A 12,478-nucleotide genomic window follows, 5' to 3' on the forward strand; every position below is an offset into this window, starting at 1 on the left:
AGCAGCAGCCTGTGGGGCGGGCCATGGCGCACCCTCCGATGCTATGGGGATGGCGCTCAGTATAGTGGCCTCAGCCCGCTTTGGGGTCAGACCCCTAAGCAGGCTGAGGGGTCTGGCCCCAAATGGGGATTAGCCCGAGAGGGCGGCAGGCAGCCACAGGGCGATCTGCGGCCACACGCTGATGATCAGCGCGGCCAGGCACATCAGCAGGAAGAAGGGGGCGGCGGCCAGTGCCACACGGCCGATGCTTTCGCCGGTCAGGCCCTGAAGCACGAACAGGTTGAAGCCCACCGGCGGGGTGATCTGCCCCAGCTCCACCATGATCACCAGGAAGACGCCGAACCACAGCGGGTCATAGCCGGCCTGGATGATGATCGGCAGCGTGATCGGCAGGCTCATCACGGTGATCGAGATACCGTCCAGGAACAGGCCCAGCAGCACGTAGAACAGCGCCATGGCCAGCAGCAGGGCGATCGGCGAGAAGCCCTGCTGGGCGATCCAGCCGGCCAGATCGCTGGGCAGGTGCAGATAGCCCATGGCAGTCGAGAGCAGGGCGGCGGCCACCAGCAGGCTGCACACCATCACCGAGCTGATCAGGGCGCCGCGCAGGGCGTCCATGAACAGCGCCACCGTCAGCTGGCGCTCCCACACCAGCAGCGCCAGGGTGGCGGCGCAGCCCACCGCGGCGGCCTCGGAAGGGGTCGCGATGCCGGTGTAGATGGCGCCCAGCACGATCACGATCAGCCCCAGTACCGGCGACAGGTCGCGCAGCGCCTGGAGCACGCCGCTGCCGCTGTCCTCGGCCCTGGGAGCCAGGCTCGGGTTGAGCAGACAGCGCAGCCCCACGTAGCCGACATACAGCACGGCGATCACCAGCCCCGGCAGCACCCCGGCCATGAACAGCTTGCTGATCGAGACCTCGGCCTGCACGCCGTAGACGATCATCACGATCGACGGCGGGATCAGCAGCCCCAGGCTGCCGGCGCCGGCCAGCGAGCCGATCGACAGGTCGCGGTCGTACCGACGCTGCTCGAGCTCGCGGGTTGTGATCTTGCCGATGGTCGCCGTGGTGGCGGCGCTGGAACCGCTGACGGCGGCGAACAGCGTGCAGCCGAGCACGTTGGTGTGCAGGATGCCACCGGGCAGGCGACGGGTGAGCGGGGTCAGGCCGCGGAACAGCCGCTCGGAGATATTGGAGCGGAAGATCAGCTCGCCCATCAGGATGAACAGCGGGATCGCCGAGAGCTCCCAGCTGTTGGCGGCACGGAACAGGATCTTGGACAGGATCAGGCCGATGCGGTTGGCATCGAAGTCGCCGAGCCCCCATAGCGAGAGCATGGCGACGATGGTCAGGCCGGCGAACACCCAGCTGCCCAGCGCGAGCACGACGAGCAGCAGGCCGATGACGCCGGCCCCGACGAATAGCGTTTCCATTCAGAGGTCTCCGCCGTCGAAGGCGTGGCGCTGCACCAGGATGCGCAGCGAACGGATGACGAGCACCAGACACAGCAGGTAGAGACCGACCAGCACCGTGCCCTGGGGAATCCACAGCGGGGTCTGCGCCAGGGTCTCGCTGACGATGCCGCGCTGGAAGCTGCGCTGCACGGCGATGGTCCAGTAGTGGGCCAGCCAGCCGAAGGCCAGCAGCGCCGAGACGCTGGCGAACAGCTCCAGCGGCCAGCGCCACGCCCGGGGCAGCCGCTTGAGCACCAGCGCCACGCGGATCAGCCCGCCCTTTTCCAGGGCGTAGGGCAGGCCGAGGAAGGTCATCGCCGCCACGGCATAGCCGATGTACTCGTCGAGGATGAAGGTGGAGCGTCCGAACAGGCGCAGGCCGATCTCGAGCAGGATGTGGCCGAGCATGTAGACCACCAGCAGCATGGCCAGGCCGGCTCCCAGCGCCGCGAGGGCGCTGATCAGCCGGCCGAGGGCATCCACCAGCAGGGCGGCGACGCTGGGAAACGCGGCGCCGTCACGACGATGCTGTGAACTCATTGGGCGGTCTCTTCGTCGCTCTCCTGGCCGTCGTTCCCCTGATGAAATTCCTCGAGGATGCGGCTGGCACGCTCGCCGGTGCTCTCGACCCAGTCGTCGACCACCGGCTGTGCGGCCTCGGCGAGGGCGGCCTGGAACTCGGCCGGTACCGGATCGTGAATGTCGATGCCGTGCTCCTCGAGCTGGGCATAGTTCTCGGCTACGCGCTGCTTCACCACTTCCCAGTTGTGGGCGTCGGTTTCCTCGGCGGCCTGGAGCACGGCCTGCTGGTCTTCCTCGCTCAGCGATTCGAAGGCGTCGCGGTTCATGTGCACCATGTTGAGCGGTACGGCGTACTGGATCGCGCTGAAGTCGCTCAGGTGCTCCCAGAAGCTGCCGTTGGCGCCGGCCTCGGCGGAGGTCAGCACCGCCTCGATGCCGCCGGTGGCGAGCTGGGGCACCACGTCGGCCCAGGAGAGCTTCACCGGCGAGGCGCCGGCACTGACCAGGGTGGCGGTGCCGTTGCGGTCATAGCTGCGGATCTTGAGGCCTTCGAGCGCCTCCATGCTGGTGATGGGCTCCTCGGCCCAGATGCCGCTCGCCGGCCAGGGCGAGGCGTAGAGCAGGATCTGGTCGTTATCCTCGAATACCTTGGCGTATTCCGGGCGGGCGATCTCGTAGAGTCGATGGGCCGCATCGACGTCGTCGGCCAGGAAGGGCAGCGAGGACAGCAGGAAGATGGGGTCGATGCCGCCCAGCGTGCCGGAGAGGCTGTCGGCGATCTGCACGGCGTTGTCGGCCACGGCGTAGAAGTGATCGCCGGAGCGGAAGCCCAGCGCGCCCCCGGTGTGCAAGGTGATGTCGACCTCGCCGTCGGTCAGGGTCTCGACGCGGTCGATGAACCAGGCATCGCCCTCGGCGTGAATCGAGCTGGCGTTGTATTCGTTGGAGAAGTCCATGTCGGCAGCTTGGGCCGGCACTGAGGTGGCGAGGCCCAGGGCCAGCAGCGGCGCGGCGAGACGAGACGAACGGGCACCCTGCGGGCGTTTCGGGTAGACGGCCATCGATGCATCCTTATGTGTTTGTAATCATTGGCTCTGACAGCATCCAGAATCCGGCCGTGAAGGGGCGGTGCGTTTGCGACCTGTGCGGTTCCAATTGCGGCACGAGGGCAGAGGATAGCCGTCACGCCGGATCGTTCGAATCAGGCGATAGCCACGAGAAAGACGGTGATGATGGGCGCTGGGCAGAGCGGAGGATGATCGGAAACACGCAGGCGGTGGCGCGCTCACGGATGCGAGCAAGAGGCCGGGAAGGAATCGCTGCGAGACGTGTGGCTGGAGAGAATCGACAAGGCCGGTCTTGTTGTTGGAGGAGGCCTTGAAAACAAGAGGTATTGTGCTTGTTGTCGCGCCGTTGGCTTGTTGTCGTTCGAATGGCCGCCCTTGGACGGCCATTCGAACTCGAGCCGGCGTGTTCAACTGGTCCCTATGGGGCCTTTTTTGTGTCTGTTCGCCGAGAATGATGGAGGGCTGGCGGGCATCGAACAACGCGACCTTAGTGGTAGGGCAAAGACCAGGGCGCTGAGCCCTGGCTGATGGGGCTCGTTCGGCATCTTCGTTCGGACTGTGGCACCATGGTGGCCGGGAGATAGGCACAGGGCGCCTGATGAAGAGGGAGATAGCGACATGCAGGACGTGATTCAGGCGTTTCACGATATTCAGCCCGCCCCGGCCAATCCGGCCCAGGCGGTGAGCTTTGGCACGTCCGGCCATCGCGGCCGTTCCCTGGCGGGCTCGTTCAATCGCGCGCATATCCTGGCCGTGGCCCAGGCCGTGGTGGACTACCGCCGCCAGGCCGGCATCACCGGCCCGCTGTATCTGGGCCGTGACAGCCACGCGCTGTCGCGCCCGGCCTGGGAAACGGCGCTGCAGGTGCTGATCGCCAACGACGTGGAAGTGCGCATCGAGCGCGACGGCGAGCTGACCGCCACTCCGGTGGTGAGCCGGGCGATCCTCGCCCATAACGCCGAGGCCGATGCGCCCTGTGCCGACGGCCTGATCGTCACGCCGTCACACAATCCGCCCGAAGACGGCGGCATCAAGTACAACCCGCCCCATGGCGGCCCCGCCGAAGGCGACGTGACCGGCTGGATCGAGCGCCGCGCCAACGAGCTTCTGGCCCAGGAACGCGAGGCGGTGGCCGAGGTGGCGCTGGAAGAGGCGCTGGCCCAGGCCGTGCGCCACGACATGGTAGGCGAGTACGTCGATGGCCTGGCCTCGGTGGTGGATCTGGGCGCGATCAAGAACGCCGGCCTCACGCTGGCCGTCGACCCCATGGGCGGCACCGCGCTGCCGGTGTGGCAGGCCATCGTCGAACGCCACGGCCTTATCCTCGAGGTGGTCAACACCGAGGTCGATGAAAGCTTCGCCTTCATGCCGCCGGACCATGACGGCAAGATCCGCATGGACTGCTCCAGCTCGGCGGCCATGGCCCACCTGCTGGCGATGAAGGAGCGCTTCGACCTGGCCTTCGGCAACGACCCGGATGCCGACCGCCACGGCATCGTCGACGCCGCCGGTCTGATGAACCCGAACCATTACCTGGCCGTCGCCATCGACTACCTGCTGACCCATCGCGACGGCTGGGGCGAGACGCTGAAGGTCGGCAAGACGCTGGTGTCGTCGTCGATCATCGATCGCGTGGTGGCGGCGCGAGGCCGCGAGCTGCACGAGGTGCCGGTGGGCTTCAAGTGGTTCGTCGATGGCCTGCACCGGGGCTGGCTGGCCTTCGGTGGAGAGGAAAGTGCCGGGGCGAGCTTCCTGACCCTCGATGGCCGGCCCTGGTCGACCGACAAGGATGGCATACTGCTTTGCCTGCTGGCCGCCGAGCTGATGGCCGTGACCGGCAAGCGCCCCAGTGAGGCCTATCGCGAGCTGACCGAGCGCCACGGAGCGCCTCACTACCGGCGCGTCGATACCGCCTGCACGCCCGAGCAGCAGCGGGCGTTCAAGCGCCTGGAGCCATCGAGCCTTGCGGTGACCACTCTGGCGGGAGACCGGGTCGAGCGCATGCTGGTCACTGCGCCCGGCAATGAAGCGTCGATCGGCGGGCTCAAGGTGGAAACCGCGAACGGCTGGTTCGCCGCGCGCCCCAGCGGCACCGAGCCGCTCTACAAGGTCTATGCCGAGAGCTTTCGCGGCGAGGCTCATCTGCAGGCCCTGATCGAAGAGGCCCAGACCATGCTGGACGCCGCATTGTAGCGGCGGGCAGAACCCACTCGGGGTCAGACCCCTAAGGGAATTGAGGGGTCTGACCCCCAAGTTGGCCTAGGGGCTTGCCGCGGCGGGTCTGCTGTCGGATCTCGTCGAGCAGTCCAGCGGGAAGGTCGGTATCGAAGAGGTGGCGATAGCGCTCGCAGCGATGTTCAGGTCGGCAGGCGAGGTCGTGATAGGCGGCGTGGGCGGTGATCAGCGGATCGTGTCGGTCGAGGGCGTTGGCGGCATAGCTCGACCAGCGGTAATCGGCCGGGTGAGACACCATGCCTGCTCGCACCGGGTTCAACTCGATGTAGCGGTAACAGGCGAAGAGGTAGCGGGTCTCGGCCACCAGGCTTGAGCGGTAACGCCCCTCGAACAGGCCGCCAGTGCGTCCGTGGCGGCGATTGAAGTACTGGGCATAGCGCTGGCCGAGTCCTTTCATCATGGTGCTGATGCCATCGGGCTCACCGCGTGGTGTGGCCAGCAAATGCACGTGATTGGTCATCAGCACATAGGCATGAATCTCAACCTCGTAGATCTGGCGAACCTCATCGAGCATGGCGAGGTATTGGATGGCATCACGGCGATGAACGAAACAGGCGCCGCGGTTGTTGCCGCGCTGGACCAGATGCACTGCTGTCTCGGGCAGCAACAACCGGGTCGGGCGAGCCATGATGTGTCTTCCGGTTTCTTGGGATGGCGCTCAGTATAGTTCACTCAGCCTGCCTTGGGGTCAGACCCCTAAGCAGGCTGAGGGGTCTGACCCCAAGGGGGAGATTAGTCCCAGGTTGCTTTGTACTCTTCCCAGTAGCGGCCGAGGTCGCGTTCCTCGGTGATGGGATAGAGGGCGTGGCGGCGGTTGAGGCGGGCGCCGCCGTCGCGGGTGAGCGGCTGCCAGGCGATGGTGGCACGGCTGCGGCTGGAGCGCACGAAGAAGGCGTCGAGCGGGACGGTGACGTAGAAGGCCTTGTCGAAGCTGCCCTCGCCGAAGTCGTCGCCGGCGTCGGTGAAGGTGGCCCAGGCGCCGATACGTGTGCCGTTGTCGAACTCACGGGACAGGTCGATGGTGGTGCCATAGTCGCCTGCCAGATACCGGCCCACGCTGAGTTTGGCGAGGATATCCTCGTAGCCGGTGTCGACGTAGGCGGTGGCGTGTCCGGTCCAGGTCTCGTAGTCGCGCAGGCCGAACTGCTGGTCGAAGTCGCGCTGGCGGACCCAGTTGAGGTCCAGGCCCACGGCCCAGTCGGCGTCGAAGGGGCGGTAGAGCACCTCGCCGCCGGCGCCGGCATACATCATCTCCAGCAGGCCGCCGTAGCCCATGGCGTAGAGATCGTCGCCGAGCTTCGCGGTGCGGGTGTATTGCAGGTTGCCGATGCCCAGATCGGCTTCGGCGAGGTAGTCGCCGATGTAAGTGCGCACCCGTGGCAGGTCGGAGTCGGCGATGTACTCGTACTTGTCGAGGTTGTCGGCCAGGGTGCCGGTCACGCTGCCCGAGAACCAGCCGTTGCGGTCGGTGGTGTATTCGCCCGAGGCGTAGGCGGAGAGGCGGTAGAGGTAGCCGTCGGGGCCGCCGAAGTTCTGCTCGATGGAGGGACCGATCCGCCAGGAGGCACGTTGGGCATCGCCCTGGTAGATCGAGTCGCCCGCTGGCTCCTCCAGCCGCGCATGGGAATAGACACCATAGCGATAGGGGGTATCATGCGAGGCGCTCCCGGCGGCGGCCTCGAAAGCGTCACGATCGTGCACGTCCTCGCGCAGGGCCAGGCCGCGACGCTGCCAGCGGTAGCGGAAGGTGTCGACGCCGTCATCGGCCTTGGCGCTGAGGATGCGGTTGGCACGGCCCTCGCTCTGTGAGAGGGCACGATAGGTCGCGGGCTCGCCGATGACCGTCAGCGTATCGTCGTGGCGGTGGATCTCGTCGACGCGAATGCCGGCATTGCGTTGCAGCGACTCGGCGGTGGAGGCCCAGTCAGGGTCGGCCGGGGCGTTCATGGCGCGGGGCGGCGGGTCGCGCTTGACCTGGGACAGCCCCGCCAGATTGGTGGAGAAGCTCAGTCCGACCATGGCCGTATTGCCGCGCTCCCAGCCGCTGCGCAGCTCGATGTTATCGCTGAGCCGCAGGCGTGCACCGACGTTGAACCGCGAGTCTTGGGCCTGGTCGTTGTCCTGTGGCTCGTCGGTGTAATCGTTGCCTTCGTATTCGAGCTGAAGAATCAGCGGATCCCAGGGCGTCTGGTATTCGACGCCGCCGAACACCGCCATGGTGCCGCGGAACAGCTGGTCCAGGGCGAACTCGCCGCCTTGGTCACCGCCGGCATCGCCGGGTCGCTCATCGAAGCGCTGATCGAGCCAGCCGAGGGGAGAATCGACGTCGCTGGCGTTGCCCAGATAGCCCCAGCCCAGACCGAGGCTGAAATCGAGAGAGTTCCAGCGCTTGCTGGCGACCAGATATTCGGCCCCGAACAGGGTGGTGCCACCGGCATCGCGAAGGCCCAGGGCCAGCTCGGGCCAATAGCGGCTCTCCTGATGTAGGCGAAATTTGGCATCGATGCCCTTGTCCAGGTTGTTCCTGTCTCCGTCCGACGCGGCATACTCGCGATTTTCCACCGAGACATAGCGAAACCCGACTTCCATCCAGTCGAGCGGCTGGATGAATACGCTGTAGCGGCGATAAGGTGCCGTTCGGCTCCAGCTCGCGGCGAAGTTGCCCACCTCGTTCATCCGCGCGCTTGGCGTCTGCATAAGCCCCACACCGCCGAAATCGCTCTGGCCGGTGCCCGGGCCTTGGGCCACGGCGGTATGAGAAACAAGCAGCAGTGGGGTCAGACCCCAAAGGGAATTGAGGGGTCTGACCCCAAAGATCAGTTTGGCCATAGGGTGCAGTCGTCGCCGGGCAGTCGGGTGGCCAGGAAGGCGGCCAGTTCACGGTTGATGAGTCGAGCCTCCAGGGAGTGCTCGGGGAGTTGCGCCACGATTCTTGCCCCCGGGGCCAGGGCCGCGTTCTGACGGTTCCAGGCGGCGACGCCGAGGATGCGCGTCTCGCCGCGTGGCGAGACAAGGCTGATCGTGTCCAGGCTGCGTGTGTCGGCGGCCGGCAGTTGATCGAGCAGGCTGCTGACGGTCAGGCCGGGGCGCCATGCGATGCGCTTTACGCCAGCCAGGGTCCAGGCCTCCACCCATTCCGGTGGGCGGCAGGTGCCGAAGGTCGCGATGTCGGCCATCGGCGGATTGCGGCGCAGCGCTCCGGCCAGCGTGAGCAGACCCAGCGGCTCGGCGCTGCGGGCGGGCTTGGCGGGCATGTCGCGCAGTTGCTGTGCCCAGCGTGCCAGCGTGTCGGGCAGCTGCCGTTGTCCCCCGGCCGCCAGTACCGGCCCGAGGCCATCGATCTCGGCGATCAGGCGGGCGCGCTGGTCGGCCATTTCCGCAGCATCGTCCTGGCGTAGCGCAAAGCTGTAGGCCCAGTCGAACGGCTGCTGCTCTGTGGTCTGGCGCTCCTGCTGCCAGCTCAGCCAGGCATCGACCAGCGTCACAGGCGCTTCGGACTGCGCCATCGCGAATGTCGCCGATGTCAGTGAGGCGCCGAGCAGGACGGTGCAGAGGAACGGTTTCAATAGGATTTGCATGCTGCGGGTCATGTCGGTCTTACCACCAGTGTCGCGCGACGCGCCATGCGACGTCCGGAGCATCCGGCCAGGGCGTCTCGGTGGCGGCCCAGAGGCGTTGCGTCTCGGGGTCGCGCCAGTAGGTTGCGCTTGTGGTGTCGCCAGTCGTCCAGTGCCATTCGATATGGCAGGGTTCGAGGCGACGTTCCCCCAGCGGCAGAGCGGTGAGTCGTGCCGGTTCGCAGTGGAGCCTGCCGCTGGCCTGGTAGCGCTGCATGTCCCTGGCGGCATCCTCGACATGGCGAGTCAGCGTGACCGTGGTCTGGGGTGTCTGCTGCCAAGGCGCGGTGGGCTGGTAGGTCGAGCCGAGCAGCCGGGTATTCGGGCCCTGGAAGGCATGCAAGCCGCCATCCAAGAGTTCGAGGATGACGCCTTCTCGCGCCGGCCAGTAAGTCATGTCGCCGGCCTTGGCGCCCATCACCAGCAGCCCCTGAACATCGCCGATCGATGCATCGAGCGAGGCGTAAGGGAGCGCTTGTGCTTCGGCCTGGATATCCCCTCCGAAGAGGATCGCGCTGAGCGAGGCGCCGAGGGGTGTCGAGCCGGAACTGGCGCAGCCGCTCATCAGGGTGGTCATGACCACACAGCACGAGGCCGCCCGTAGGCGGCCTCGTGATCGGCCCTGTGCCTTGAGGTGGCTCATGGCGTTTAGTTGGTGCCGGTAGTGCCGGTGGTGCCGGTCGTTCCGCTGCTGTCGCCATCGCCGCCGCTGGAGGCGGCCGCGACGCCGGCGCCCACTGCTACGGTACCAGCCACGGCTAGACCGGTGAGGGCGGCGGTGGAGAGCCCGGTTGCCGCGGCCAGGCCGCCGGCGGCAGCGCCACCAGCGGCCGCGCCTGCACCAGCACCGGCCGCGCCAGCGGCACCAGTGCTTGCTCCGGCACCTGCCCCTGCTCCGGCGCCGGCTCCACCAGAGCCCGCTCCCGCAGCGCCAGCGCCGGTTTCACTCTGAGCCATGGCCAGCGGAGACGCCGCCATGCCAGCGATGGCGAGGTAGGCCAGTCCTTTCTTGAGCATCCTGAAATCTCCCTTGCGTGAGTGTGCGTGCTGCCTTTAATGCGACATGCTAATGCTTTTGCCGGCTGTAGGGTAGATGTTGTCGTGCCTTTAACAGCGACGTTAATGCGTTTTCTTGAAGCTTTGGTGTCAGTTTTTCATGAAGATATAAGCAGAAAAACTATTTGTAGGATATTTCTTACGCAAAGAGTCGGTGTTCTCGGAAGGTCTTGGAACCAGGGGGTTGGAAGGCTGGTGATGTCATAGCGGGGTCATGTATGATCCGCAAGCTTTTCATTTTGAAAACACTGAAAATGAAATTTTGGCACGTTGCCAATCGATGACAGGCCTCGGGGATGCGCCATGACACCTCGGGGCGGTAGCGTGCCCCGACGATAAACCAGTCCTTCTTTATACAGGCAGTCCTGCATGCGTCATTCAACGCCTCTCAAACTTCTTGTCAGCCTGCTTGGTACCGTCTGGCTTTCGGGGTGTGCCTTTGCTCCAGGCAGCCATTTCGACGCCGACGTGCAGAGCGCGCCCGTCGACGACCTCGTCGACGTGGAGCCCATCACGCTGGGGCTGATCTCCAGTCAGCAGGAGTTGCCGCAGGATCAGGCCTTGAAGCGCATGAGCGATGCCCAGCGCGATGCGCTGGATGCCTACGATTACCGCATCGGCAAAGGCGATGTGCTGAGCATTATCGTGTACGACCATCCCGAACTGACGATCCCCGCCGGTAGCGAGCGCAGTGCCGCCGAATCGGGCAACACCGTTCAGCCGGACGGCTCGATCTACTATCCCTACATCGGCGAGGTGGCCGTCGAAGGCAAGACGGTGTCGGAAGTCCGTCAGACGATTTCCGCTCAGCTGGCGGAATTCATCGCCGCGCCCCAGGTGGAAGTCCGCATCGCGGCCTACAACTCGCAGGACGTGCTGGTGAGTGGTGAAGTGGGGGAGCCTGGGCGCCTGCCGATCACCAATGTGCCGATGACGGTGCTGGATGCGCTGAGCATGAGCGGTGGGCTGGGTCCTCGCGCCAACTGGCGAGGCGTGCAGCTGACGCGTGATGGCGAGACTCGAACGCTCGATGTCTATGACATGCTCCATGATGGCAACCTGGCCAACGACATCCTGCTCGAGGACGAAGACGTGCTGCACGTGCCGGACCTCGGCAATCAGCAGGTGTTCGTGATGGGCGAAGTGGGCGAGCCCCAGGCGCTGCCCATGGGGCGCTCGCGGATGACGCTGACCGAAGCGCTCAGCCGTGCCGGCAGCTTCAACGAGGCCCAGGCCGATGCCAGCGGTATCTTCGTGTTTCGTCGCAACGTCCAGCGTGAGGACAAGCTGGCGACCGTCTACCAGCTGGATGCCCGCAATGCGGCGGCCATGGTGCTCGGCACCCAGTTCCGGCTGGAGCCCTCCGATGTGGTCTACGTGACGACCAATGCGCTGGGCCGTTGGAACCGTACCGTCAACCAGCTGCTGCCCACGGTGACCGCTCTTTATCAGGTGACGCGCACGGCGCGTGATGCCAACGACCTGCGGGATGATTTCTGATGTTCCAGCACCTGCTCGTCGTCTGCACCGGCAATATCTGCCGCAGCCCGGTAGGCGAAGCCATGCTCAAGGCCCGGCTGCCGGGCCGGCACATCGAATCCGCCGGCCTGGGCGCCCTGGTGGGCCAGGGCGTGGAGACCACAGCGAAAGAGCTCGCCGAAGCCGACGGCCTGAGCGTCGAGGCCCATCAGGCCCGCCAGATCACCCAGGAGATGCTGCAGCGCGCCGACCTCATCCTGGTGATGAGCGAAGGCCAGCGCCGCGCCATCGGCGAGATGGCGCCCGCCACCCTGGGCAAGACGATGCTGATCGGCCGCTGGCTCGACGGTGGCAAGGGTCTCGAGATTCCCGACCCCTACCGCAAGAGTCGCGAGGCCTTCGAACACGTGCATCAGATGTTGAAAGACGCCACTGAGGCCTGGGTGGCCAAGGTCTGAGCGGCCAAGGCGCCAGGCAGCCAAGCAGCCAAGCAGCCAAGCAGCCAAGCAGCCAAGCAGCCAAGCAGCCAAGCAGCCAAGCAGCCAAGCAGCCAAGCGGCCGTGCGCTGAACACGAGTGGCCAAGTGACGAGTGGTCCGGCGGATGAGAGCGTTAGCACCGCATCTTGGCCATCAGGCCGTAGAGCATTCTGGAAATATCTCGTGTTTCCTCGGCCCATTGCTGGCCAAGAGTTCTGTCTATATAACCGATCTGAATACCGATATAGATTTGAGCTCTGAGCTCAGCACATGATCCCTTGGCGTAGCTCAGAAACTTGACGCGATCACGATCGCTGTCTCTTTCATAGCCTTCGGCGATGTTGCTGACAATAGATAGGGCGGATCTTGTGATTTGATCCTTGAATCCGAAGTCACGCGATTTATCAAACTGTTGATAAACTTCCACGCAAAGCTTGGCAGATCGCTTCCAGACCAATAAATCCTCAAATTTCATTTTTGCCAATCCGATGGCGCCATTGAGCCTTCAAGATAGCACTTGCTAGCTTGGCGGCTTGGCGCTTGTAGCTTGGCGCGCGATGCAAAGTACC

12 protein-coding genes are annotated in these 12,478 nt (G+C 65.3%); 3 read left to right on the forward strand and 9 right to left on the reverse strand.

The window, feature by feature from the left end:
- Positions 1-129: 129 nt before the first annotated feature.
- Genes C9J49_RS07190 through C9J49_RS07200 form a run of 3 tightly spaced genes read right to left on the reverse strand, consistent with a single transcriptional unit; the run spans position 130 to position 3,038 of the window.
- On the reverse strand, positions 130-1,434 hold the full coding sequence (locus tag C9J49_RS07190; protein ID WP_107181800.1) for a TRAP transporter large permease: 1,305 nt from the start codon (positions 1,432-1,434) through the stop codon (positions 130-132).
- Complete coding sequence (locus tag C9J49_RS07195) at positions 1,435-1,995, reverse strand: TRAP transporter small permease (protein ID WP_107181801.1); 561 nt, start codon at positions 1,993-1,995, stop codon at positions 1,435-1,437.
- Positions 1,992-3,038, reverse strand: a complete 1,047-nt coding sequence (locus C9J49_RS07200; protein WP_107181802.1) for a TRAP transporter substrate-binding protein — start codon at positions 3,036-3,038, stop codon at positions 1,992-1,994. Before C9J49_RS07200 ends, C9J49_RS07195 begins: the two co-directional genes overlap by 4 nt.
- A gap of 564 nt (positions 3,039-3,602) precedes the next feature.
- Between C9J49_RS07200 and pgm the strand changes: the two genes are divergently transcribed.
- Positions 3,603-5,237, forward strand: coding sequence for a phosphoglucomutase (alpha-D-glucose-1,6-bisphosphate-dependent) (gene pgm, locus C9J49_RS07205; RefSeq protein WP_258393805.1), 1,635 nt, complete (start codon positions 3,603-3,605; stop codon positions 5,235-5,237).
- Positions 5,238-5,268: 31 nt separating this feature from the next.
- Here pgm and C9J49_RS07210 read toward each other — a convergent pair whose 3' ends face one another.
- The 5 genes from C9J49_RS07210 to C9J49_RS17145 form a co-directional block, all read right to left on the reverse strand.
- On the reverse strand, positions 5,269-5,907 hold the full coding sequence (locus C9J49_RS07210) for a transposase (protein WP_107181804.1): 639 nt from the start codon (positions 5,905-5,907) through the stop codon (positions 5,269-5,271).
- A 104-nt stretch (positions 5,908-6,011) separates the two neighbouring features.
- Positions 6,012-8,108: a YjbH domain-containing protein gene (locus C9J49_RS07215; protein ID WP_107181805.1), complete on the reverse strand. Its 2,097-nt coding sequence runs from the start codon at positions 8,106-8,108 to the stop codon at positions 6,012-6,014.
- A complete protein-coding gene (locus C9J49_RS07220; RefSeq protein WP_181454257.1) occupies positions 8,096-8,869 on the reverse strand; it encodes a capsule biosynthesis GfcC family protein in 774 nt (257 codons plus the stop codon). The genes C9J49_RS07215 and C9J49_RS07220 overlap by 13 nt, the downstream gene beginning before the upstream one ends.
- A gap of 7 nt (positions 8,870-8,876) precedes the next feature.
- A complete protein-coding gene (locus tag C9J49_RS07225; RefSeq protein WP_181454258.1) occupies positions 8,877-9,473 on the reverse strand; it encodes a YjbF family lipoprotein in 597 nt (198 codons plus the stop codon).
- A 181-nt stretch (positions 9,474-9,654) separates the two neighbouring features.
- Positions 9,655-9,843, reverse strand: a complete 189-nt coding sequence (locus C9J49_RS17145; protein WP_181454259.1) for a hypothetical protein — start codon at positions 9,841-9,843, stop codon at positions 9,655-9,657.
- Positions 9,844-10,321: 478 nt separating this feature from the next.
- Here C9J49_RS17145 and C9J49_RS07235 point away from each other — a divergent pair, with 478 nt between their 5' ends.
- Together C9J49_RS07235 and C9J49_RS07240 are read left to right on the forward strand one after the other, a co-directional pair.
- Positions 10,322-11,452 (forward strand): polysaccharide export protein, encoded by a 1,131-nt coding sequence (locus C9J49_RS07235; RefSeq protein WP_046078562.1) that lies wholly within the window; start codon positions 10,322-10,324, stop codon positions 11,450-11,452.
- Positions 11,452-11,889, forward strand: a complete 438-nt coding sequence (locus C9J49_RS07240; protein ID WP_107181808.1) for a low molecular weight protein-tyrosine-phosphatase — start codon at positions 11,452-11,454, stop codon at positions 11,887-11,889. Before C9J49_RS07235 ends, C9J49_RS07240 begins: the two co-directional genes overlap by 1 nt.
- A gap of 153 nt (positions 11,890-12,042) precedes the next feature.
- Here the strand turns inward: C9J49_RS07240 and C9J49_RS07245 are convergent, their stop codons facing one another.
- A complete protein-coding gene (locus tag C9J49_RS07245) occupies positions 12,043-12,384 on the reverse strand; it encodes a four helix bundle protein (RefSeq protein WP_107181809.1) in 342 nt (113 codons plus the stop codon).
- Positions 12,385-12,478: the final 94 nt, after the last annotated feature.

Origin of the sequence: Halomonas sp. SL1 (assembly GCF_003030865.2) — a bacterium.
Taxonomy (GTDB): domain Bacteria; phylum Pseudomonadota; class Gammaproteobacteria; order Pseudomonadales; family Halomonadaceae; genus Halomonas; species Halomonas halophila.

Bases quoted from the DNA above. Each gene is read 5' to 3' on its own strand.
- C9J49_RS07190 (WP_107181800.1), bottom strand. From the start codon at position 1,434: ATGGAAACGCTATTCGTCGGGGCCGGCGTCATCGGCCTGCTGCTCGTC.
- C9J49_RS07195 (WP_107181801.1), bottom strand. From the start codon at position 1,995: ATGAGTTCACAGCATCGTCGTGACGGCGCCGCGTTTCCCAGCGTCGCC.
- C9J49_RS07200 (WP_107181802.1), bottom strand. From the start codon at position 3,038: ATGGCCGTCTACCCGAAACGCCCGCAGGGTGCCCGTTCGTCTCGTCTC.
- C9J49_RS07210 (WP_107181804.1), bottom strand. From the start codon at position 5,907: ATGGCTCGCCCGACCCGGTTGTTGCTGCCCGAGACAGCAGTGCATCTG.
- C9J49_RS07215 (WP_107181805.1), bottom strand. From the start codon at position 8,108: ATGGCCAAACTGATCTTTGGGGTCAGACCCCTCAATTCCCTTTGGGGT.
- C9J49_RS07220 (WP_181454257.1), bottom strand. From the start codon at position 8,869: ATGACCCGCAGCATGCAAATCCTATTGAAACCGTTCCTCTGCACCGTC.
- C9J49_RS07225 (WP_181454258.1), bottom strand. From the start codon at position 9,473: ATGACCACCCTGATGAGCGGCTGCGCCAGTTCCGGCTCGACACCCCTC.
- C9J49_RS07235 (WP_046078562.1), top strand. From the start codon at position 10,322: ATGCGTCATTCAACGCCTCTCAAACTTCTTGTCAGCCTGCTTGGTACC.
- C9J49_RS07240 (WP_107181808.1), top strand. From the start codon at position 11,452: ATGTTCCAGCACCTGCTCGTCGTCTGCACCGGCAATATCTGCCGCAGC.
- C9J49_RS07245 (WP_107181809.1), bottom strand. From the start codon at position 12,384: ATGAAATTTGAGGATTTATTGGTCTGGAAGCGATCTGCCAAGCTTTGC.